General features: G+C 69.0%; 17 protein-coding genes and 1 pseudogene. 8 read left to right on the top strand and 10 right to left on the bottom strand.

The genetic code is table 11. From position 1 onward, the window contains the following. Nucleotides 1-2: 2 nt before the first annotated feature. The 7 genes from ABZW60_RS07890 to ABZW60_RS07860 all read right to left on the bottom strand — a co-directional run bounded on the left by ABZW60_RS07890 (nucleotide 3) and on the right by ABZW60_RS07860 (nucleotide 8,654). Nucleotides 3-1,094: an ABC transporter ATP-binding protein gene (locus tag ABZW60_RS07890; RefSeq protein WP_355474982.1), complete on the bottom strand. Its 1,092-nt coding sequence runs from the start codon at nucleotides 1,092-1,094 to the stop codon at nucleotides 3-5. Further along, complete coding sequence (locus tag ABZW60_RS07885) at nucleotides 1,094-1,915, bottom strand: carbohydrate ABC transporter permease (protein ID WP_355474981.1); 822 nt, start codon at nucleotides 1,913-1,915, stop codon at nucleotides 1,094-1,096. The genes ABZW60_RS07890 and ABZW60_RS07885 overlap by 1 nt, the downstream gene beginning before the upstream one ends. Continuing rightward, nucleotides 1,912-2,847, bottom strand: coding sequence for a sugar ABC transporter permease (locus ABZW60_RS07880; protein WP_355474980.1), 936 nt, complete (start codon nucleotides 2,845-2,847; stop codon nucleotides 1,912-1,914). The genes ABZW60_RS07885 and ABZW60_RS07880 overlap by 4 nt, the downstream gene beginning before the upstream one ends. Then, a complete protein-coding gene (locus ABZW60_RS07875) occupies nucleotides 2,847-4,274 on the bottom strand; it encodes an extracellular solute-binding protein (RefSeq protein WP_355474979.1) in 1,428 nt (475 codons plus the stop codon). The genes ABZW60_RS07880 and ABZW60_RS07875 overlap by 1 nt, the downstream gene beginning before the upstream one ends. 536 nt (nucleotides 4,275-4,810) lie before the next feature. After that, nucleotides 4,811-5,578 (bottom strand): hypothetical protein, encoded by a 768-nt coding sequence (locus tag ABZW60_RS07870; RefSeq protein ID WP_355474978.1) that lies wholly within the window; start codon nucleotides 5,576-5,578, stop codon nucleotides 4,811-4,813. Between the two features lie 318 nt (nucleotides 5,579-5,896). Continuing rightward, nucleotides 5,897-6,307 carry a hypothetical protein gene (locus ABZW60_RS07865; protein ID WP_355474977.1) on the bottom strand — a complete coding sequence of 137 codons (411 nt, stop codon included), beginning with the start codon at nucleotides 6,305-6,307 and terminating at the stop codon, nucleotides 5,897-5,899. A gap of 37 nt (nucleotides 6,308-6,344) precedes the next feature. Further along, nucleotides 6,345-8,654 carry a DEAD/DEAH box helicase gene (locus ABZW60_RS07860; RefSeq protein WP_355474976.1) on the bottom strand — a complete coding sequence of 770 codons (2,310 nt, stop codon included), beginning with the start codon at nucleotides 8,652-8,654 and terminating at the stop codon, nucleotides 6,345-6,347. A gap of 195 nt (nucleotides 8,655-8,849) precedes the next feature. Between ABZW60_RS07860 and ABZW60_RS07855 the strand changes: the two genes are divergently transcribed. The 8 genes and pseudogenes from ABZW60_RS07855 to ABZW60_RS07820 all read left to right on the top strand — a co-directional run. Further along, on the top strand, nucleotides 8,850-9,179 hold the full coding sequence (locus ABZW60_RS07855) for an STAS domain-containing protein (RefSeq protein WP_355475853.1): 330 nt from the start codon (nucleotides 8,850-8,852) through the stop codon (nucleotides 9,177-9,179). Between the two features lie 237 nt (nucleotides 9,180-9,416). After that, complete coding sequence (locus ABZW60_RS07850) at nucleotides 9,417-11,720, top strand: sodium-translocating pyrophosphatase (protein WP_355474975.1); 2,304 nt, start codon at nucleotides 9,417-9,419, stop codon at nucleotides 11,718-11,720. Between the two features lie 93 nt (nucleotides 11,721-11,813). Then, nucleotides 11,814-13,022, top strand: coding sequence for a DUF4142 domain-containing protein (locus ABZW60_RS07845; RefSeq protein ID WP_355474974.1), 1,209 nt, complete (start codon nucleotides 11,814-11,816; stop codon nucleotides 13,020-13,022). 282 nt (nucleotides 13,023-13,304) lie between these two features. Further along, nucleotides 13,305-14,297, top strand: a complete 993-nt coding sequence (locus ABZW60_RS07840) for an ABC transporter ATP-binding protein (protein WP_355474973.1) — start codon at nucleotides 13,305-13,307, stop codon at nucleotides 14,295-14,297. A gap of 1 nt (nucleotide 14,298) precedes the next feature. After that, a complete protein-coding gene (locus tag ABZW60_RS07835) occupies nucleotides 14,299-15,063 on the top strand; it encodes a hypothetical protein (RefSeq protein WP_355474972.1) in 765 nt (254 codons plus the stop codon). 187 nt (nucleotides 15,064-15,250) lie between these two features. Continuing rightward, nucleotides 15,251-16,045 carry a DUF2785 domain-containing protein gene (locus tag ABZW60_RS07830; RefSeq protein WP_355474971.1) on the top strand — a complete coding sequence of 265 codons (795 nt, stop codon included), beginning with the start codon at nucleotides 15,251-15,253 and terminating at the stop codon, nucleotides 16,043-16,045. Nucleotides 16,046-16,340: 295 nt separating this feature from the next. After that, complete coding sequence (locus tag ABZW60_RS07825) at nucleotides 16,341-17,645, top strand: cytochrome P450 (RefSeq protein ID WP_355474970.1); 1,305 nt, start codon at nucleotides 16,341-16,343, stop codon at nucleotides 17,643-17,645. A 22-nt stretch (nucleotides 17,646-17,667) separates the two neighbouring features. Beyond that, nucleotides 17,668-18,117: pseudogene (locus ABZW60_RS07820) on the top strand (NUDIX hydrolase); the annotation flags it as partial. On the opposite strand, the gene ABZW60_RS07815 reads toward ABZW60_RS07820, so the two are convergent. Genes ABZW60_RS07815 through ABZW60_RS07805 form a run of 3 tightly spaced genes read right to left on the bottom strand, consistent with a single transcriptional unit; the run spans nucleotide 18,114 to nucleotide 21,921 of the window. Beyond that, nucleotides 18,114-20,924, bottom strand: a complete 2,811-nt coding sequence (locus tag ABZW60_RS07815; protein WP_355474969.1) for a hypothetical protein — start codon at nucleotides 20,922-20,924, stop codon at nucleotides 18,114-18,116. The pseudogene ABZW60_RS07820 and the gene ABZW60_RS07815 sit on opposite strands and share 4 nt — an antisense overlap. Further along, nucleotides 20,909-21,532 (bottom strand): hypothetical protein, encoded by a 624-nt coding sequence (locus ABZW60_RS07810; protein WP_355474968.1) that lies wholly within the window; start codon nucleotides 21,530-21,532, stop codon nucleotides 20,909-20,911. Before ABZW60_RS07810 ends, ABZW60_RS07815 begins: the two co-directional genes overlap by 16 nt. After that, entirely contained in the window at nucleotides 21,529-21,921 is a 393-nt protein-coding gene (locus ABZW60_RS07805; RefSeq protein ID WP_355474967.1) for a hypothetical protein, read from the bottom strand. The genes ABZW60_RS07810 and ABZW60_RS07805 overlap by 4 nt, the downstream gene beginning before the upstream one ends. Nucleotides 21,922-21,931: the final 10 nt, after the last annotated feature.

Here is a 21,931-nt window from a genome sequence, read left to right as displayed (position 1 = left end):
CATCACAGGACGGACGCTGGTTCGGGCGACAGGAGTTCGCCGGTGTCTTGGGTGTAGAGGAGGACGCGGCTCGCGGGGGCCGTGAGGGTGACGGGGGTGCCGGGGGTTGGCTCGGCTTCTTCGGGGACGGTGGCGCCGATGAGGGTGCCGGCGCAGTCGACGGTGACGAGTGATTGGGTGCCGAGGTTCTCGGCGACTACGACCTCGCCGCGCAGGGCGGGGCCGGTGATGTCGCCGGTGGAGAGGGTCAGGTACTCGGGCCGGATGCCGACCGTGACCTCCGCGTCCGCCGGGGTCGAGGAGGTGGCTGCGGGCAACGACCCGTCGGCGACCGACACGGTGCCGTCGCCGAGCACCTTGCCCGGCAGCAGGTTCATCGGCGTCGACCCGATGAAGTTCGCCACGAAAGTGTTGGCGGGGCGGGCGAAGACCTCACGAGGGGATCCGAGCTGCCGGAGCTTGCCCGAGTCCATGACGGCGATGCGGTCGGCGAGCGCGAGTGCTTCGGCCTGGTCGTGGGTGACGAAGACCGTGGTGATGCCGAGGTCGCGCTGGAGCTTCTTGAGGAAGGTACGGGCCTCGAGCCGGAGCCGCGCGTCGAGGTTCGACAGCGGCTCGTCGAGCAGCAGGACCTTGCCCTCGGACGCGATCGCGCGGGCGAGCGCGACGCGCTGCTGCTGACCGCCGGACAGCTGTCCCGGCCTGCGTTCGAGCAGCCCGTCCAACGAGAGCTCGCCGGCGGTGCGAGAAGCGACCGAGGCACGAGTGGCCGCGGCGACCCGGCGTACCTTCAACGGATACGTGATGTTCTCCGACACGCTCATGTGCGGGAACAAGGCGTAATCCTGGAAGACCATCGCCACACCGCGCTTGCCCGGCTCCATCCGGGTCACGTCCGCGGCGTCGATCCGGACGGTGCCCTCGGTCGCGGTCTCCAGGCCCGCGATCGTCCGCAGCAGCGTCGTCTTGCCGCAACCGGACGGACCGAGGAGGGCGAAGAACTCGCCGTCGGCCACGTGCAGGTCCAGCCCGTCGACGGCGCGGACGCCGTTCGGGTAGACGGTCGCGAGGCCTTCGATGTCGATGCCCGCCATCAGCTCTTGATCCCTCCGTGGAAACGGAACCCGTAACGCGAGTTCACCAGCAGGTACAGCACGACGACCGGGATCGAGAACAGCAGCGAGAAGACCGGCAGCACCTGCAGGTTCACGCTGCCGCCTTCGTCGGTGAGGGTCTGCATCAGCACCGCACCGGGCTGCTTGTCGATCGACCGGATGAGCAGGAAGGGCACCAGGAAGTTGCCCCAGGAGTTGACGAACGCCCAGACCATGATGGTCGCCAGCCCGGGGCGGGCGACCGGCAGGACGACGTCGCGCAGGATCTGGCCGGTGGACGCACCGAAGACCCGCGCCGACTCCTCGTACGACTTCGGCACCGCGTCGACGAAGTCCTTCAGGATGAAGATCGCCGCCGGCAACAGCCCGCCGGTCATCACCAGCGCGACGCCGAACCGGGAGTCGATCAGCCCGAGCTGGAACATCATCACGAAGATCGGCACCATCGCCGCCGTCCCGGTGACGACCGAGGACAGCAGCAGCAACCCGTACAGCAGGGCGTCGCGTCCGGGGATGCGGACCCGCGACAGTGCATAAGAGGCCAATGCGGCAAAAGCTGTGACGGCAACCGCGGTCGTCACGCAGATCAGCAGCGAGTTGACCATCGAGTGCATCGCGTACGGGTGGTCCAGCGTTTTCCGGACGTTCTCCAGCGTCCAGTCCGGCCAGTGCACGCCGAGACCCGGCGACGCGTCGAACGGCGCCGACGCGATCCACAGCATCGGTACGGCGAAGAACAGCGTGATCGCGCAGATCAGGACGTAGAAGCCGATCCGGCGCAGCACAAAGGACGTCGTCACGAGCGCCTCCGCAACAGCCGCAGGTAGACCAGTGAGACCAGCAGGTTCGCGATCAGCAGCAGGAACGAGATGGCCGACGAGTACCCGAGCTCACCGCCCTGCAACGCCACGTTGTAGATGTAGACCGGCACCGTCTCGGACTCGTGGTTCGGCCCGCCCTTGGTGAGCAGGAACGGCGAGAAGTCGTTCGCCGTCCACAGCGAGATCAGCAGCGTGTTGGTCAGCACGTGCCCGCGGATGTGCGGGAACACCACGTCCCGCAGCGTCTGCCAGCCCGACGCGCCGACCATCCGCGCCGACTCGAGCTGCGACGGCGGCACGGCCTGCAGCGCCGACGAGTAGAGCATCATCGAGAACGCCGTGCCGCGCCACGTGTTGAAGACCACCAGGCACGCCATCGGGTAGTCGATCAGCCACGCGGTCCCCGGCGTACCGAGCAGGCTGTTCAGGGTGCCGCCGTCGCGGTCGTAGAACGCGACCCACAGGTACGCGACCACGGTCGAGGGCAGGATCCAGGCGAGCAGGACAAACGCCTCGACGGTTCGCCGTACGGCGGGGCGCGTGCGGCGCATCACCCACGCGAGCGTGAAGCCGAGGACGTTCTGCCCGATGATCGCGGAGCCGAGCACGAACAGCAGCGTCAGCCACAACGCGTTGTGGAACAGGGCGTCGTTCAGCGCCTTGGTGTAGTTCGACAACCCGACGACCGACGGCGACACGGCCTCGACGCCGGTCAGCCGGTAGTTGGTGACGCCGATGTAGATCGTCCAAAGCGCGGGGAAGATCAGGAACGCGCCGATCAGCAGCATCGCGGGCGCGACGAAGCCGAGCGCCCGGGAGACTCCGAGCCCGGCTACGTCCTGGGCCGGTCGGCGGGTCTGCCGCGCCGGCTCAGGTGCCTGAGCCGGCGCGGGTGCGGAAGCGGAGGTCATCAGTTGCCGGCGACCTTGTCCTTGCCGCCGGCCGCGGCCTCGACCGCCTTCTGGTAGGCCTTCGCGGCAGCGTCGGTGCTCTTGCCGCCGACCACGTCCGCGGTTGCCTGTTGCAGCGCGGCCGAGATCTTCGGGTACTCCGCCAGTCCGGGGCGGTACTGCGTGAGCGGGAGGACCTTCTCGGCGACGAAGCTCAGCATCGGGTCGCCGGCGAGCACCTCGCTGTTGACGTCGCTGCGCTGGGTGATCTTGGCGGCGCCGTCGAGCGAGGCCTTCACCATGTCCGCGGAGTTCATGAACTGCAGGAACTCCCAGGCCTGCTGCGGGAACTTGGTGTTCGGGTTGATCACCGTCGCGCCGCCGCCCGACATCGAGACGAAGTCCTGTCCCCTCACGCCTGCACCCGGCAGAGCGGCCGGGATCAGGGCGTAGCCGACGGCCGTGTCGCGGTCGGCCATCTTGGCGACGCCCGCCTTGGGCTCCACCACGCTGCGCCAGAAGTAGTCGCCCTCCAGCAGGATGCCGATCTTGTTCGCGGCGAACTCGGCGAAGGACTTGTCCCGGCCCTTGGCCTCGCGCTGCAGCACCGGGTCGCCGAGCCCGGTGCTGTAGATCTTGCGGTAGAAGTCCAGCATCTGGCGCAGCTTCGGGGTGTCGCCCAGCCACTTGCCGTCGGAGTTCACGGTGGCGCCGGTGCCGACCAGCAGCGGCAGCACGCCCTGCATGGTGGTCGCCTCACCCATCGCGGTCCCGGCGTTGATCTGGATCGGAGTCACGCCGGCGATCTTCTTCAGCGCCTGACCTGCGGAGATGATGTCGTCCCAGGACTTCGGCTGCCAGTCGGCGGGGAGTCCGGCCTGCTGGAAGAGCTTCTTGTTGAAGTACAGCACGCGGCCGTCGGTGCCGCCGGGCACGCCGTACCGCTTGCCGTTGTAGCTGCCGAGCGCCTGGACCGACTCCGGGATCTGCTTCCAGCCGTCCCAGTCGTCCACCCTGGCGGCATCGCCGACGGTGTCGGTGAGCGGCTTGATGTAGTTGGCCTGGGCGAACTCGCCGACCCAGATGCCGTCGATCTGGAACAGGTCAGGTCCGGACTTGTTCGACAGGTCGAGGGACAGCTTCTGCTTGTAGACCTCGTCGTCGGAGCCGTCGCCCTGGAACTTGACCGTGACGTCGACGCCCTTGCCCTTCTGGTCGGCGACGAACTTCGGGATCAGCACGTCCTCGACGAAGGTCGCGCCGGCGCTGCTCTTACCGCCCTTGACCGAGTTCGAACCGAAGGTCAGCTCGACCTTCTTGGCGTCGGCGTTCCGGTTCGCGTCCTGGTCGCCGGTGCCGGAATCGGACGAGCCGAGGCATCCGGTGAGCAGGGCGAGGGCCGCGGCGCCGAGTACGCCGGCGGTGGTCAACCGCGAGAGAGATCGCATCAGGGCTCCTAGCAGAAGTGGTCCAGCGGGCGTGCCGGTCAAACATTGGCACTCTCCGGCGACTATGTGAAGACTTTTTCCCAACCCTGGGTAAACGTTGTCAGGTGCTATAGGCAACCAACTACGGACTGTCAAGTTCGGATCCCACGGGATGCGTTGCGGAAGAGTTAAAGGATGCTCAAGGTTCTGTGGCAACAGGTAGTTGAGTAGATACAGAGGGTGATCGGTGGAGTTACTGTCTTGCCGTTCGGTTCAGCGGATCGGAGGTGAAAGACGTGAGACTGCTCCACGGAGTCGCTTGCCTTGTCGACGACCTGCTCTGCCACTGCTGGTGCTGGTGGTGACCGAGGGCCGCGCGGTGACGACACCGGGCTCCCGCTGACGCGCAAGCAGCGGGCATCCCGGAACTCATCCCCGAGCACCGCCCGGCCGACCGAGAGCGACGGCACGAGAGACAAGGAGAGAGAAACGGCCGGCCCCGACGATGTCGGGGCCGGCCGTCCTCTCGTTGGCTAGCGGCTGCTGTCCTCCTCGGCTCAGCTCTGGGCCAGTTGCATCATCTGTTTCGGCAATACCGTCATCTGGGCCGGGATCGGGACCTGCGGCCTGAGCAGCGACAGCAGGCTGGCGGCCGCGCCCGCGATCGGCAGCGGCAGGGCCAGGCCCAGCGACGCCAGCAGCGCGTTCACGAGTGCCAGCACCGCGCCCAGGATGTCCAGACTCGGGATCGGAAGGCCGCTCCAGGCCTGGATCGGCGTGCCCGCGGCGCTCATCGTGCCGGTCGGCTGCGCCTGCTTGGCCTTCCCCTTGCCAAGCAGCGATGTCAGGGCGAGCCCACTGGCGGCGTTCACGAACGTGCCGGTGTCCTCGTCGTAGTTCCACTTCTGGCCGTCGCCGTCACGGCAGGGCAGGACCAGCAGTGGAGCGGACGCCGGAACCTTGGCCAGGTCCGCACCGCTGTCCAGGCAGGCTCCGGTCGCGGCAAGGGCGCCACCGACGCTCTTGCTCATCGCGACCTGCAGCTGGCCGGACTCGGTGTAGATCCACTCCTGGGTCTTGCCTTCCTTGCCCGGCGCACACGCCATCATGACCGCCATCGGGACCTTGTCGGCCGCGACGAACGTCAGGCAGTAGCGGGTGTCGGAGCGGGTGGCGATCTGTTGTGCCACGCCCACGGTGACGCCCGGTGCCGTCGAACCACGGGGTGCCGGGTTCGCGGCCTGGGCCGGTACGGCGGTGGCGATCGCCACGCTGACCGCGAGCACCACCACGCCGGTGCGACTGAACAGCTTTCGGATGATCAAGACAACCTCCAGAGGTCGTGCCATCGCTTGGCGTCAGGTCGTCGGGACCCCGTGGCGCGAGCCGGAACGCCGGCAGTGACTCAGCGCGACGTTGACGCCACAACAAGTAAGGCACAGGTGCGACCGAGGAGGTTATGCCGATCTTGCGAAACTTGATGCCAATGGCAACTAACTGCCAGGCGGACGTCGTTGCGCAAGGCATCTACATCGGGATGCGAGGCCGCTGTTCCGTCGTTGTGAGGTGTTCGAGATCTTACGGCAATCCACTGCGATTCCGGTAGCGAACTGCGTTGGAAGATGCCGTAGGCAACAGAGTCGTCAGTGGGGCTGTTTGGTGTCCCTGGGGTCCGGCGCGAGCTCCTGCTCGGTCGCCAGGCGCTCGTCGGCCGGGGCCTCCGGTGCGCCCTCGAGGCGTGGCGGGATATCGGCAGAGGCGTCACTTTCCGTGATCTCTCCTCCGACCGTGTCACTCGACGTGTTCGCCGCCTGGGCGCGCAGCTCACGCATCTCCTTGCGCCGCCGCCAGCCGCGGCCGAGTCCCTTCTTCGTCAGCCACAGGCCGGCGATCAGTGCCGCACCGGCCACCGCGCCGAGGAAGAAGATCGTCGGCACCGAGACACCGAAGTCGACGCCGAACACCTCCATCGTCGTCGAGGCGGTGGACGACACCGAGACCCCCAGGCCGAACAGGACGGCCAGAACGATCAGAACAACTCCGAGGACGACCATGGCACGCTGCCTCTCCGTCCGGAGACTGCCGGACTCGTCAGGCCTCACTGCTCAATAATGCGGAGAGCAACGCCACCGCGCCGCTCTTGTCGAGTGGGTTGTTCTGGTTCCCACACTTGGGCGACTGTACGCACGAAGGGCAGCCGTCCGTACATTCACAGTGTGCAATCGCCTGGCGTGTCGCCGTCAACCATTCACGCGCCGCGGCGTACCCGTGTTCGGCGAATCCGGCTCCGCCCGGGTGGCCGTCGTACACGAAGACCGTGAGGCGGCCGGTGTCGGCGTGCCGGGCGGTGGAGACGCCGCCGATGTCCCAGCGGTCGCAGGTGGCGAACAGTGGGAGCAGGCCGATCGACGCGTGCTCGGCGGCGTGGGCCGCGCCCGGGACGTCGGCCAGCCCGAGCGCCTCGACCGCGGCGTCGGGCATCGTCCACCAGACCGCCTTGGTCCGCAGCGTGCGCTCCGGCAGGTCCAGCGGCTGCTCGTCGAGTACGTCGCCGGTCGCGATCAGCTTGCGCTGGTACGAGATGACCTGACTCGTCACCTGGACCCAGCCGCGCGACAGCTCCGCCGTACCCCAGTTGCACGTCTCCTCGGTCGCGAGGATGCTGATCTCGGTCACGTCCCGCGCGAAGGTCGTGTAGTCGGGCGAGGCGGGCTCGACGACGGCCGCGTGCTCCTCGAGGTCCAGCGACCGCACCAGGTACGACTCTCCGGCGTGCACGTAGACCGCGCCCTCGTGCACCGACGCATGGGCCGAGCCGCCATCGACCGTGCCGAGCAGACGACCGGTCCGGTCCTCCACGATCTGCACCGTCTTCCCGCCGGCGGACCGGATGTCGATGGCGTCGACCGCCCGCTCCCGGCGCGTCCAGAACCAGCCGTGCGGCCGCTCCCGCAGCGCGCCCTGCCGGACGAGCTGTGCGATCACCTGCGCCGTCGTCCCGCCGAAGATCTCGAAGTCGTCGGGCGTCAGCGGTAGCTCCTGGGCAGCGGCGCACAGCTGGGGCCCGAGCACATACGGGTTCTCCGGGTTGAACACGGTCGCCTCGACCGGACGACCGAAGATGGCGGCCGGATGACGCACGAGATAGGTGTCCAGCGGGTCGTCCCGCGCGATCAGGACCGCCACCGCGTCCCCACCGGCGCGCCCGGCGCGACCGGCCTGCTGCCACAGTGAGGCGCGGGTGCCAGGCCACCCTGAGAGCAGTACGGCGTCCAGTCCGGCGATGTCGATGCCCAGCTCGAGAGCGTTCGTCGCCGCGACACCGGTGAGCTCGCCGCTCTGCAGCATGCCCTCGAGCCGCCGACGCTCCTCCGGCAGATAACCGGCCCGGTACGCCGAGACCTGTTCGGTCAGCGCCGGGTCGACCTCGGCCAAGTTGTCCCGGGCTGTCATCGCCACGGTCTCGGCACCACGCCGCGAGCGGACGAAGGCGACCGTGCGGACACCTGTGACGACAAGATCGGTCAGCAGGTCGGCCACCTCGGCTGTTGCGGACCGACGGACCGGGGCGCCGTTCTCGCCGCGCAGGGCGGTCAGCGGCGGCTCCCAGAGGCCGAAGGCGATGCCGCCGCGCGGAGAGCCGTCATTGACCACCTCCACCATCTCCAGCCCGGTCAGACGCTCGCCCGACAACGCCGGCTCGGCCACAGTCGCCGAGGCGCAGACAAAGATCGGATTGGCCCCGTACTGCGCACAGACCCGCCGCAGCCGCCGCAGTACGCCGGCGACATGCGCACCGAAGACGCCGCGGTAGTGGTGGCACTCGTCGACCACGACGTATTGCAGGCAGCCCAGGAATCGCGCCCAGCGTTGATGGTTCGGCAGGACCGACCGGTGCAGCATGTCCGGGTTGCTGAGCACGTACGTCGCGTGGTCCCGCGCCCAGTCCCGCTCGGTGCGCTCGGAGTCGCCGTCCAGCGTCGTCGCGCGCAGACCGGGCACGGTGTACGCCGAGACCGCGCGCAGTTGGTCGTGTGCGAGCGCCTTGGTCGGGGACAGGTACAGCACCGAAGCAGTACGGCGGTGTGGTGAAGCGGCTTGCGCGACGCTCAACGTGGCAAAGGCCGGCAGCAGGTACCCCAACGACTTGCCGGATGCCGTCCCGGTCGCGACGACGACGTGTCTGCCCGCATACGCCGCTTCGGCGGTCGCGACCTGATGAGTCCAAGGGGCCGTGATGCCGGCGTCGCGCAACTGGTCGAGGACCTCGGACGGCACCCAGCGCGGCCAATCACACGTTTGTCCTACTCGCGGCGGCACCGACTCGACATGCGTCAACCGGTCGTCACGACCGGCGGCCAGGCGCTTCAGGACAGCAGCCGCCTCACCACCTGCACGCATATCGTGAGCCTAGTGCCCCGCATGGACAAAGGCCGCCTCGCTGAGAGCCCGCTGAGAATGCACGCGCGGATGCACGCGGCTTTTTCCGGAGGGGAATCGACTTCGGTGGGACGAGATGAAAGAGTTTTCGGCAACGGGTCTTACTCACGGTCCGTACATGGTTGAATGCAGCAGTTCACGGGATCGGAGGCCGAAGTGGATCTGTCGCTGACCGCGCGCGCCGAGGGCGGGCGAACCGTCATCGAGGTTGCGGGGGAGATCGACGTCTACACCGCACCGAAGCTCAGGGAGAAGATCGCCACGCTCGTCGAAGAAGGCGTCTACGACATCGTCATCGACCTGGAACGCGTGGAGTTCCTGGACTCCACCGGCCTCGGCGTGCTCGTCGGCGGCCTGAAACGGGTGCGCACCCACGACGGATCCCTGTCCCTGGTCTGCACCCAGGAACGGCTGCTGAAGATCTTCCGGATCACCGGCCTGACCAAGGTCTTCGACATCCATCCGGACGTCGCCTCGGCGATCTGACGACGCGAATCGGTGGCCGCCCCACTACTTTCGGTGATTGTTCCGCCCAGGTTGCGGCAGGGGTCTTGCCGGGCCGACCCGGTATGGCGTAGACCACCCTGTCGTCAGGTCTGGTCGGGAACCCGTTAGAGTAACCCACCGCGCCAGTCCACTGGCGCTGTGTCGTATTTCCCCAACCCTTCGGTTGCGGCAGACGGGGGCCGTCAAGCCTGGATGGGTTGCCTACAAGGAGGACGGATGTCCGCGCTGCTTGCTGCACAAGCGGTGGATCTTTCGTCGAGCAACACCACACTGGTGATCGTTGTCGGGGTGATCGCGATTCTCGCGGTCGTCATCGCGATGGTCTTCCGGGGCCAGGTGCTTGCCGCGAACGATGGCACCGAGAACATGAAGACGATCGCCGCGGCGGTTCAGGAAGGCGCCTCGGCGTACCTGAACCGGCAGTTCCGGACATTGTCGATCTTCGCCGTGGTCGCGTTCCTGTTGCTGTTCCTGCTGCCGGCCCACACCGACGGCGGCAACGAGACCACGCTGAAGATCTTCCGCTCGGTGTTCTTCCTGGTCGGCGCGGGCTTCTCCGCCGCGATCGGCTACCTGGGCATGTGGCTCGCGACGCGCGCCAACGTCCGGGTCGCCGCGGCCGCGCGGGACGAAGGCCGCGACCCGGCGATGCGGGTCGCGTTCCGCACCGGCGGCACCGTCGGCATGGCGACCGTGGGCTTCGGCCTGTTCGGCGCCGCGCTGGTCGTGCTGCTGTTCAAGGGTGACGCCCCGACGGTGCTCGAGGGCTTCGGCTTCGGCGCCGCGATGCTCGCGATGTTCATGCGGGTCGGCGGCGGTATCTTCACCAAGGCCGCCGACGTCGGCGCCGACCTGGTCGGCAAGGTCGAGCAGAACATCCCCGAGGACGACCCCCGGAACGCCGCGACGATCGCCGACAACGTCGGCGACAACGTCGGTGACTGCGCCGGTATGGCGGCCGACCTGTTCGAGTCGTACGCCGTGATGCTGGTGGCCTCGCTGATCCTCGGCAAGGCCGCGTTCGGCGAGCAGGGCCTGATCTTCCCGCTGATCGTGCCGGCCATCGGCGCGCTCACCGCGGTCCTCGGTGTCTTCCTGACCCGCCCGCGGACCGGCGAGAACGGTCTGCGCACGATCAACCGCGCGTTCTACATCTCCGCGGTGGTCTCCGGTGTGCTCTGTGCGGTGGCGGCGTTCGTCTACCTGCCGAGCAGCTTCAAGGACCTCACCGGCGCGACCGAGTCGATCGCCGCGACCGACGGCGACCCGCGGCTGATCGCGACCGTCTCGGTGATCATCGGCATCGTGCTGGCGGCCGTCATCCTGGCGCTGACCGGTTACTTCACCGGCACCGAGGACAAGCCGGTCAAGGACGTCGGCAAGTCGTCGCTGACCGGCGCCGCGACCGTGATCCTGTCCGGTATCTCGGTCGGCTTCGAGTCCGCCGTCTACACCGCCGTGGTGATCGCGGCGGCCGTGTACGGCGCGTTCCTGGTCGGCGGGTCCGGTGTGGTCGCGCTGTTCGCGATCGCGCTGGCCGGTTGCGGTCTGCTCACCACCGTCGGCGTCATCGTCGCGATGGACACCTTCGGACCGGTCTCCGACAACGCGCAGGGCATCGCCGAGATGTCCGGTGACGTGGACGGCGAGGCGGCTCAGATCCTGACCGAGCTGGACGCGGTCGGCAACACCACGAAGGCCATCACCAAGGGCATCGCGATCGCGACCGCCGTGCTGGCCGCGACCGCGCTGTTCGGGTCCTACACCGACGCGATCCGCTCCTCGCTGGCCGACAACTACGCCAAGTTCGAGGCGGAGGCCCTGGTGTTCAACCCGGGCACGCTGGTCGGCCTGATCCTCGGTGCCGCGGTCGTGTTCATGTTCTCGGGGCTGGCCGTCAACGCGGTCGGCCGCGCCGCCGGTGCGGTCGTCTACGAGGTCCGTCGCCAGTTCCGCGACATCCCCGGGATCATGGAGGGCACGGGCAAGCCGGAGTACGGCAAGGTCGTGGACATCTGCACCCGCGACTCGCTGCGGGAGCTGGCCACCCCGGGTCTGCTCGCGCTGACCGCGCCGATCGCCGTCGGCTTCGGCCTCGGCGCCGCGGCGCTGGCCGGCTACCTGGCCGGTGCGATCGGCGCCGGCACCCTGATGGCGGTCTTCCTGGCCAACTCCGGTGGTGCCTGGGACAACGCCAAGAAGCTGGTCGAGGACGGCAACCACGGCGGCAAGGGTTCGCCCGCGCACGAGGCCACCGTCATCGGTGACACCGTCGGTGACCCGTTCAAGGACACCGCCGGTCCGGCCATCAACCCGCTGATCAAGGTGATGAACCTGGTCTCGGTGCTGATCGCTCCGGCGGTCGTCGGGATGTCGGCGATCGGCGACGACACCAACACCGCGCTGCGGATCGTCATCGCGGTCGTGGCCGTGGTGATCCTCGCTGCCGCCGTGATCGTCTCCAAGCGCCGTGAGTCGGTCATCGCCGACACGCCGGCCGAGGTGAACGCCGCCGCCTGATTCGCGGTACCTTCCGAAGCGGCCCGCCGGCCTGTCCGGCGGGCCGTTTCGTATGTCTGGACCCCGGGCGGTCGGCTCTCTTACTGTCGTCCTGTGAGGATTGCCCGGGTGCCCGCACTGCTGCTCCTGGTTGCGGTGGGCGTACTCGGCGCGCTGCAGCCGGCGAACGCTGCCACGCCGCAACCCGATGTCGCGTACCTCAACGCCGCGCACCAGCTCAACCTCACGATCATCGAGTCCGCGCACGCCGCGACGACCAAGGGCAGGACCGCCTGCGTACGACGGGTCGCCGCGCAGCTCGAGCGCGACCACAGCAAGCTCTCGGCGCAGGAGCTCGACGTTGCCACGCGCCTGAACATCCTGCTCCCGACAGAGCCCTCCGCGACGCAGCGCCAGCAACTCAACGCTGTCGCGGCCAAAGCCGGTACAGCTGGGTACGACGCTGCCTGGCTGGCCCTGCAGCGGCAGGAGCATCAGCTATACCTGGCGCTCGTCAACGGTGAGCTGCCGATCAGCGCGTCGCCGGCTGTCGAGTCACTGGCAGACGGCGCCAAGCCGGTGCTCCAGATGCATCAGCGTCTGGTGGCAGGCACCTGCAAGACCACCAGCACCGGTACCCCTGTGGTGCCGACCGGCGACGGTGGCCAGCACGCGGACGCAGAGAAGGCCCGGGCACGGGCAGCGGTGATCCTGCTCGGCATCGGAGCGGTACTGCTGTTCATCGGCAAGTCGATCTCGGTACGGCGACGTCTGGCCGGGGTCATCGCACTGGGGGCCGGCCTGGTCATGCTCTTCGGCGGCCAGCCCGCCAACACCGGCAAGGTCCCGGCGGCGGGTAAGACGGCCGCCGAACGGGAGGCCGCCGTACCGCCTGTCCGGTTGAAGCTGCCCGGTGTCCTGGAGGCGTCCGTGCGCCCGGTCGGAACCGGAGCCGACGGCCAGCTGCAGGTGCCCAAGTCAAGCGCCGACGTCGGCTGGTGGGCCGCCGGTGCGGCGCCCGGCGCTGACGGCGGAACCGTGCTGCTCGCGGGCCATGTGGACACCACCCGCGGGCGAGGTGTGTTCGCGGCGCTGTCCGAGGTACCCGTCGGCGCCAGCGTCGGAGTGACGAGTGGCGACGGCGACGAGCACTGGTACCGCATCGTGGCGCGCCGCACGTACAAGCAGGAGGCCCTGCCCGCCGACCTGTTCCAAGGGGCCGCGAAGCCCCGGCTGGCGCTGGTGACCTGCACCGGCTCGTACGACCGTGTGGCCCACCGCTACAGCCAGAACCTCGTGCTCTACGGCGTCCCGGTCGACTGATCTTTTGGTAGTCACTTCCAGCAACGGTCGACCGAAGTACGCCCGCCGTCGACTTTCGGCTGATGTGCTCCCCCGCGGGATGGGGGATCGTCGGGGTTGTGGTCAGGGGATTAACCGATAGCAGCCGTCCGGGACGCGACGGCAGAATCAACCCACGGGTGGACACACCGGATCCGCCCGGGGTCCGATGCTCAGCACGGTGTCGGCCTCGATACTGATCTCATCACGACCCATCCCGCCCGACCGGGGACGATTTCACGCCATCTGACGAGGAGCACGGCGATGATCGAGGCAAAAGGCCTCACCAAGCGATACGGCGCGACAGTTGCCGTTGACAACCTGTCGTTCGAGGTGAAACCCGGCAAGGTGACCGGCTTCCTCGGCCCGAACGGGGCCGGCAAGTCCACCACCATGCGGATGATCCTCGGACTCGACACCCCGACGTCCGGCGAGGTCACCATCGACGGGCAGCGGTACCGAGATCTGCACCGGCCGCTGACCAAGGTCGGTGCGCTGCTGGACGCCAAGTGGGTGCACCCGAACCGCTCGGCGCGCGCCCACCTGACCTGGATGGCCGCGTCCAACAAGTTGCCGAAGTCATCGGTCGACAAGGTGCTGGACATGGTCGGCCTGAGCTCGGTCGCGAACAAGCGGGCCGGTGCCTTCTCGCTGGGTATGTCGCAGCGGCTCGGGATCGCCGGCGCGCTGCTCGGCGACCCGGAGGTGCTGCTGTTCGACGAGCCGGTGAACGGTCTCGACCCGGAGGGCATCGTCTGGATCCGGACCTTCATGCACCGGCTGGCCGACGAGGGCCGGACCGTGCTGGTCTCCAGCCACCTGCTGTCCGAGATGGCGCTCACCGCCGAGGAACTGGTCGTCATCGGCCGCGGCAGGCTGATCGCGCAGAGCAGCACGCAGGAGTTCGTCGACCGCGCCAGCGGGACGACGGTGAAGGTGCGGACGCCGCAGCTCGACCAGTTCGCCGCCGTCCTGAGCCAGCAGCAGCTGGCCACCCGGATCGAGGACGTCGAGGACCAGGGCAAGGTGCTGTTCGTCGAAGGCGACCTGACCACCGACCAGATCGGCGAGGCGGCCGCCGCGCACGGCATCGTGCTGCACGAGCTGACGCTGCAGCGCGGGTCGCTGGAGCAGGCGTTCATGCAGATGACCGGTGACTCGGTCGAGTACCACGCCCACGAGGAGATCGCCGCTGTGACCTCGCTCGACGCCCCCGACGCCGCCGAGGTGGCCGCGGGTCCGAAGGAGGACAACTGACATGTCGGTGATCGCAGTCGAGCGCATCAAGCTCTTCTCCACCCGTTCACCGTGGTGGTGCATGGTGATCGCGGCCGTGCTGACCGTCGGCTTCGCCGCGCTGACCACCGGCTTCCTGAAGGGCGCCGAGGAACAGCAGGCGACGATCTTCATCACCCAGCCGGGCGCCCAGCTCAGCCAGATGGTGATGATGGTGATGGCCGCCCTGGCCGTCACCACCGAGTACCGGTTCGGCACCATCCGGACCAGCTTCCAGGCCGTCCCGCAGCGCGCCGCGCTGCTGCTCGGCAAGACCGCGGTCGTCGCGTTCCTGTCCGGCGTCGTCGGGCTGATCGCGTCCTTCGGCGCGTGGGGTATCGGGAGCCTGTTCGCCAGCAACGCGGACCTGGCGATCGACACCTCGGCCGAGTGGCGGCTGTTGGCGGGTCAGGGCCTGATCTTCGCGATCTCGGCGGTCTTTGCGGTGGCGGTCGGCATCCTGATCCGGCAGAGCGCCGGTGCGATCGCGATCCTGATCCTGTGGCCGCTGCTGGTCGAGAACCTGGTCAACCTGATCCCGAAGGTCGGCGACGATCTGGCCCGCTGGGCGCCGTTCGCCAACGGCAGCTCGTTCCTCAACCAGGGCCAGGACGCCGGGCTCGCCGGTGCGGGCGCGACAGGCACCGACTTCGCGCTCAGCCCGTGGTGGGCGCTGCTGTACTTCGCCGGCTGGGCGGCGGCGCTGATGGCGATCGCGTTGTTCTCGGCGAGCAAGCGCGACGCGTGACCGCGTGATTTCAAGTCCACCCCGGTCGGAGGTTGAGGGGCCCTTGACCGGGGCAGGGGCCCGGCCGGGCTGAGGGGTCCTGGCCGCGACGGCCCGTGGTACATCCGGACACCGGATGGACCGCGGGCCGTTTCCCTTTCCGGTCACGGGGTGGCCGCCGGCCCGGCAAGCGTCTACCGTGCCGCGCATGACCGATTGGGCTCAGGTGCGCGACACCGATTACGCGGTTCCCGAAGGACGGCGGCTCAGCGAGCTGGTGGCCGAGCTGGCCGGGATGCTGCGCTCGCCGGATCCCGTCGTCCGGGACCGGCACGCGTACTCGGTGCTGGCGACCTGGATCGGCCGCGGCGTGCTGTCCGCGGACGAGCTGCGGGCGCTCGGCGACCTGATGGTGCCGCGGTTCGGCGACCCGGAGATCCAGGCCCGGACGTTCGCGCCGCTGATCCTGGACTCGGTCGTGACGGCCGGGATGTTCGAGCCGAGCTGGGTGCCGCCGTTCGAGCGCTGGTACGTCGGCGAGGAGGACCTGCGCGGGTACGACGAGAAACTCGGCTGGCTGCACGCCGTGGCGCACGGTGCGGACCTGCTCGGGACGCTCGGGCGGCACGAGGCGGTCGAGCCGGTGCAGATGCTCCGGCTCGGGATCGGGCGGCTGCTGACGCCGACGCCGTACGTGCTGCGCGACATGGAGGACGACCGCCTCGGGTACGCGCTCGCGGCCACGCTGACCCGCTCCGACCTCGGCGACAGCGACGCGACGGACTGGCTGGACCCGGCGATCCGGGCGCTGTCGAACCCGCCGGCCGAGGGCATCACCCCCGAGGTGACCAACACGATCCGGACGCTGCGGGTGGTGTACGTCCTGGTCGATCACGGTCTGCGGGCGGGCGATGCGAAGAAGCTCACACAGGTCCCGCACCGCGACCAGGTCAAGACAAAGCTGGCAGATGTGCTGCGGATCGTCACGCCCTACTACCTCTGAGGCACACGGCAACTAACCGGCGACGGATCGCGCATCCGACTTTCGTCTTGGTTTTCCCTGAGAAGTCCCCGAGAGACGGCATGTCACGGTCCAGGGCGCAGTACAGGTGGGTTCCGGTGGCAACGGGGCCCTTGTGCATGACAATGTCTCTGCTGGCATGCCATGGCCCCCTCCCATGGTGGTGCCAACGCCACTACCGGAGTAGTGCCAACACCATCAGATCTGGTCCCCCACGACGTTAGCTTTTACCGCAAGAGCCGCTGGGGGCGCAGTTGAGAGAGGGCGCGAAGAAGTCATGGTTGCGACATACCTGAAGCGTTGGGTCGGCAGCCGGATCCTCAACAGGTCCACCCGAAAGGGTGGTCTCGACCTGTCGAAGATGCGGATGTTCCCCAGCTCGGTCTCGATGCCGCTGCGCCGGCACGGGGTGGACCCGGTGCCGGACCTGGCCGCGGTCCGGGAGACCGAGCCGGTGCACAAGCTGGCGCACCTGTTCGGGCTGAACGTTTGGGTGGTCAGCGGGCACGCCGAGGCCAAGTACGTGCTCTCCAACGAGGAGGACTACAGCCACGACATCCGGCCGCTCGTCGGCTCGGACCCGAACAAGCCGTCGGAGGGGATCGGCGGGCTCGGGTTCACCGACCCGCCGGACCACACCCGGCTGCGGAAGCTGCTGACGCCGGAGTTCACCAAGCGCAGGCTGGCGCGGCTGGAGCCGGCGATCGAGAAGATCGTCAACGACCAGCTGGACCTGATGGAGGCCAAGGGGCCGGTCGCCGACATCGTCTCCGACTTCGCGTTCAACGTGCCGTTCCTGCTGATCGCGGACCTGCTCGGGGTCGAGGAGCAGGACCGCGACCGCTTCCGGGCGCTCGGTCCGGCCCGGTTCGACATGTCCGGCGGGGGGATCGGGCTGTTCGGGTCGGCGTCGGAGTCGCGGGAGTTCCTGTTCGAGATCGTCCGGAAGCAGCGGGTGAACCCCGGCGACGGGCTGATCGGGTCGATCATCCGCACCCAGGGCGACGCGCTCGACGACGTCGAGCTGGGCGGACTCGCCGACGGCGTGTTCCTCGGCGGGTACGAGACGTCGGCCAGCATGCTCGCGCTCGGCACGCTGGTGCTGCTGCGCGACCCCGAGAACTTCGAGCGGATCCGCAACGAGCCGGGAGCCGTCGACGGGATCGTCGAGGAGCTGCTGCGGTACCTGACGGTCGTGCAGGTCGCGTTCCCGCGGTTCGCCCGGCACGACCACGAGCTGTTCGGGCACCAGGTGAAGAAGGGCGACCTGGTCGCGGTGTCGCTGTCCGGCGCGGACCGGGACAAGGTGGTCTTCGGGTCCGACGCCGAGGACTTCTACCCCCGCCGTACGGTCTCCGCCGCGCATCTCGCCTTCGGCCACGGCATGCACCGCTGCGTCGGCGCCGAACTCGCCCGGATGGAGCTCCGCGCCGCGTTCACCGCACTCGCGCACCGCTTCCCCGACCTGGCCCTGGCCGTCCCCGAGGACCAGCTCCGCTTCCGCGACTTCTCGATCGTCTACGGCGTCGAGTCCCTCCCCGTCCAACTCCACCCCGCCACCGCCGAACAAGCCGCCGGCTGAGTACGTCAGCTCCTTCGTGGAGTTGCCCAAGAAGCGGATGGCGGCCGGGGTCTTGTTCCGGGCGGTGGACGGACGAGTACTGCTGGTCGAACCGTCGTACAAGCCGAACTGGGAGATTCCCGGCGGGGTCGTCGAAGCCGACGAGTCCCCGTGGGCCGCGGCAGCACGTGAGCTAGGCGAGGAACTCGGCACCGACCGGCCGGTGGGGCGCCTGTTGGTCGTCGACCACGTCCATGCGTACGAGGGCAGACCCGACGGCATGATCTTCGTCTTCGACGGCGGCCTGGTGACTGAGGCCGACGTCGCGGCCTTCAGGTTCGTCGACGGCGAGATCCTGTCTGCCGGCCTGTACACGCCGGGCGAGGTCCGTACGCTCGGCAAGCCGCTGCTCGCGGACCGTCTCGAGGCTGCGACCCGGGCGGTCAGGGATGGCGTTGTCGTGCTCTGCGAGCACGGCCAGCGCGTCGCCTAAGTGGCCTGGTTGCGCAGGGACAGGAGTTGTTCGAAGCGGGTGGCGAGGGTGGGGTTGTGGGTTCGTAGGCGGGACAGGTCGCTGCGGGACTCGAGTTGGTGGGTGAGCAGGATGCCGCGGCTCTGGTCGAGTAGTTCGACGGCGCGGGCCGTACTGCCTGTGCTTCCGGCCAGCTCGAGAGCGGCGGCTGCGGCGTCGGCGCCGAGTGTGGTGAAATCGCGCAGGCTGTACTCCTGGTCCGTGCGGTCGAGCGACCGGGGAGCGACGAGTGGAAGCTGCGTGATCGCGGCGGCGTAGCCGTCGAACGCCTCCTGCCAGTCCTCGACCTCGGTGCCCAGCGCGCCCCAGGCCAGGCCCGCGAGGCATCGCCCGGCCGGCACGTAGGTCGGCTCGCCGACGACCGCCCGATAGACGTCGAACGTCGCCCGCAGCGTCCCGGCGTCCCCGGTACGCCGGTAGCGCTGGAGCAGACTGTTCGCGAGGTTCATCCGACTCGACGCACGGAACGTCGGGCCGGCCGTCGGGGCGGCGATGGCTTCCTGATGGAAGGCGATCGCCGCGTCCAGATCTGCGACGTCCCCGTCGCGGCCGTACCGGTCGGTGAACGCGATCGCGAGGCTGGACCGGAACATCGGCAGCCGGTTGTTGTCCGGCTTGGACTCCCGCACCGCGGTCTCGAGGATCTCGATCTGCTCGTCCAGCAAACCTGCCTCGTGCGTCGCGTTGTACTGGCTCCGCAGCGCCAGTGCGAGATTGTTCAGGTGGCCTGGATCGACGGTGCCGGCGGCAGTTCCGAGCTGCACCGAGCGGCGCAGGTCGGCGATCGCGTGCCGCAACAGCTCGGCGTCCTGGTCGCGCTGGCTCCGCTCCCAGCGCGCGTTGCCCAGCATGTTGAGTTGCGCGGCCAGGAACAGGGGCTCCAGTCGTCCCTTCCCGTTCGTACCGGCCTGCCGGAACAGCTCGATGGCATCGTCCAGCGTCGCGAGGTGGCTGGTCTGCTCGTAGCGCAGCCGCAACGCGAAGCCCAGAGCGATCTGCGCACGCGCGAGCTGTCCGGGGTCGTCGGCGAGCTCGTCGATGGCCCGCAGACCGGCCGCGACGGAGCTGTCCAGGTCGGCGCTGTCGCCGTACGCCTCGAACCTGAGGCGGTGTGCCTCGCACAGCGTCGTCCCGACCCTGCTGGAGCGCGCCGCGCCCGCTTCGGCTGCCGCGATGATGCGATCGAGGGTGGAGTCGTCGGGTCGCCGGACGTACCGCATCAACTGGGCGTCGGCGTGGTCGGCCTGCAGGAGAGCCAGGTCGTTGGTCAGCGCTGCCGCGTCGCCGTGCGACTCCGGGAGCCGGGCCAGGCAGTCGCGGACGAGTTCGATGGCTTCCTCGAGCACCGCGACGCTGTCGGCGCTGACCGTGCCGTAGGTGAGCGCGGCGGCGAGGGCACGCACCACCGACGGAAACTCGCCTGACACCTCCGACGCGGTCTGCAACGCGGCCCGGCCCTCGCTGACGGCGTCGGCCAGTACGGCGGGATCCCTCGTCAGGTCGTGCTGCTTGACCAGGGCCAGTACGAGCATCGCCCGCCGAGAGTGGTACTCCGGCGCTGACGAGACGGTCGCGCCCACGACACGTCGCGCCAGGGCGACCGCCTCGGCGGCCTCGTCCGCGTCCGTTGCAGCTGCCCGGAGCGCGTCGGCCAGTGCCATCAGCCGCCGGACATGGTCGGGGTCCTGCGGATCCGTCTCCGCCACAGCCTGCCGGAGCGTGCCGACCGCGTCGGCGAGCGCGCTGGAACCAGGCGTGAGCGTGTGCACGACGCGTTGCGCAGTACCGAGGACCTGCAACACTCGCCCTCGCTCGACGGCCGGTACGACGTCGAGCGCCCGCCGCGCGTGCGCCAGAGCCTCCTGCGCGGTCGCGGCGCTCTGGTCGACACGGGCGCGGAGGGTCAGCGTGTACGCCAGATTCACCAGGGCGAACCCGTTGACCGGGTCCTGATCCAGCACCCACCGGGACGTCGCGATCGAGTCGTCGAGAAGTTCCAGACGACCGGTGCGCTCGTAGGCCGTCTGGACCAGGTAGGCCAAGAACGCGGCCTGCGCCGGCTTCTTCGTCGTGGCCAGGCGGTACGCGCAGCGCTGGAGATCGACGGCTGCCTGCAGGATGTCCAGCGAGCCGTCCTGCTCCCACACGGTGAAGACCTGGGACGCCTGCTGGTGCAGCAGGTCGTCGCGGCCGAGCAGGTACCCCGACTCGTCGGCTTCGGTCGCCTTGCAGATCGCATCGGCTGTGACGAAGAGATCGATCAGCTTGCCGGTGTGCTCGTACCGGATCCAGAACAGGTTCCCCAGGTCGAACAGGAAGGTCGCGGTCGCAGGCCTGGTGTCGGCGAGCGAGTGCACCGCGTTGGTGAGCACGGTGATCGCGTGGTCCAGCAGCTCGAGGTCCCTGGTCCCGTAGTACTGGTTGACGTGCTGCTCGGCCTGGAGGCCGTCGGCCATGGCGCGTACGCGGATCCCGATCCAGTGCTCGAGTTCCTCCGGCACCGCGTACGGCAGCTGCGAGGCGATCGGTGCGAGCATGTCGACCGCCTTGCTCAAGGCGAACTCGCCATCGGGGCCCAGTGCGACGCTCCGGCACCAGAGCACCAGGCCGGCCACGTACCGAGCCTCCAGGTCCTGCGGAAAGCCAGGCGTCGTGGCCAGTTGCTCCAGCTCGTCGTCGACCACTGGGCCGAGTACGACGTCGTCGCTCGCGCCCTGCTCCCAGCGGGCGACCCGTGTGTACAGCGTGTCGATCAGTTGCCGGGACATGAGTCCACCGCCCGCAGCGCCTGGAGGCTGTCCAATCCGACCTGCCGCTCGCCCGCGGTCGTCTGGATCGTGACTCGGCCGTCGCTGACTCGGACCACCGAGCCACAGACCAGCCCGGACTCTGTCGTGAGCTCCACCTTCGGCCGGTCCTTGGCAGGCCCGTACCAGGTCGTGGCGACGGCTGCTGTCAGCAGAGCTGCACAGGTCAGGCTGAGCGCGATGCCGCGGCGGAGTGCGCGCGCAGCGCCCTGGGCTTCGTGATGCTCTGCGATCGGGCCGGGCGGGAGCGTACTGACCTGAACGACCGATGGCCGGCCGTTCGCAGCCCGCAGCAGATAGAGCGCACCGGAGGCGCCGGCAGTCAGCGCGAGCAGGAGCAGCAGGCCGACCACGACGGCCGCCCCGGACGCGAGCTCGCCGATGTCCGAGCGGCCCTTCACCAGGCTGAAGCCGATCAGGGCGACGAGCAGACCGGCGAGGCCGTTGCGCCACTGGGCCGCCGCTGCCCGGACCCGCGGGAGTTCGGTACGGCGCATCGCCTCGAGCTGCTGTGCCCGCCGGAGATCGGCCGGTGTCGCCGCGCGCCCCGCGGCAGGACGCGCGGTCATGAGCCGGCCGGGACGTCGAAGATCCAATAGGCGCCGCAGCCGACCCGGTCCGCCGGGCGGCCGGGATGGACCTCCGTACAGGTGCAGATGATCGGCACCGAGCGGCTCCTCGTGGCCGGGCCGTCCGGGCCGCCCGGGCCGCCCGGCCTGGATGTGCCGCCGGGCCGGGTGACGCCGCCAGGCCGGCCGGAGAGGTCACCGCGGAAGACGTCGTCGACCAGCGGGACCTCGATCGACGCGTCGCAGCGCGGGCAGCGGCCGCCGAGCAGCGACGTGCCGACGCCGAAGTTCTCGATCACGAACGTCCCGGCGGCCCGCTCGGCGTATCCGGGCTCGCTCACCTCGCGATACGGAACGGTTCCGTCGGCTACGGCGTCGTCTGTCGTCACGGTCTCTCCT

The organism is Kribbella sp. NPDC003557, from assembly GCF_040610805.1.
In the GTDB taxonomy this organism is placed as follows: Bacteria; Actinomycetota; Actinomycetes; order Propionibacteriales; family Kribbellaceae; genus Kribbella.
The sequence above is the reverse complement of the archived record's forward strand: the minus strand, read 5'-3'. Positions and strand labels throughout refer to the sequence as shown.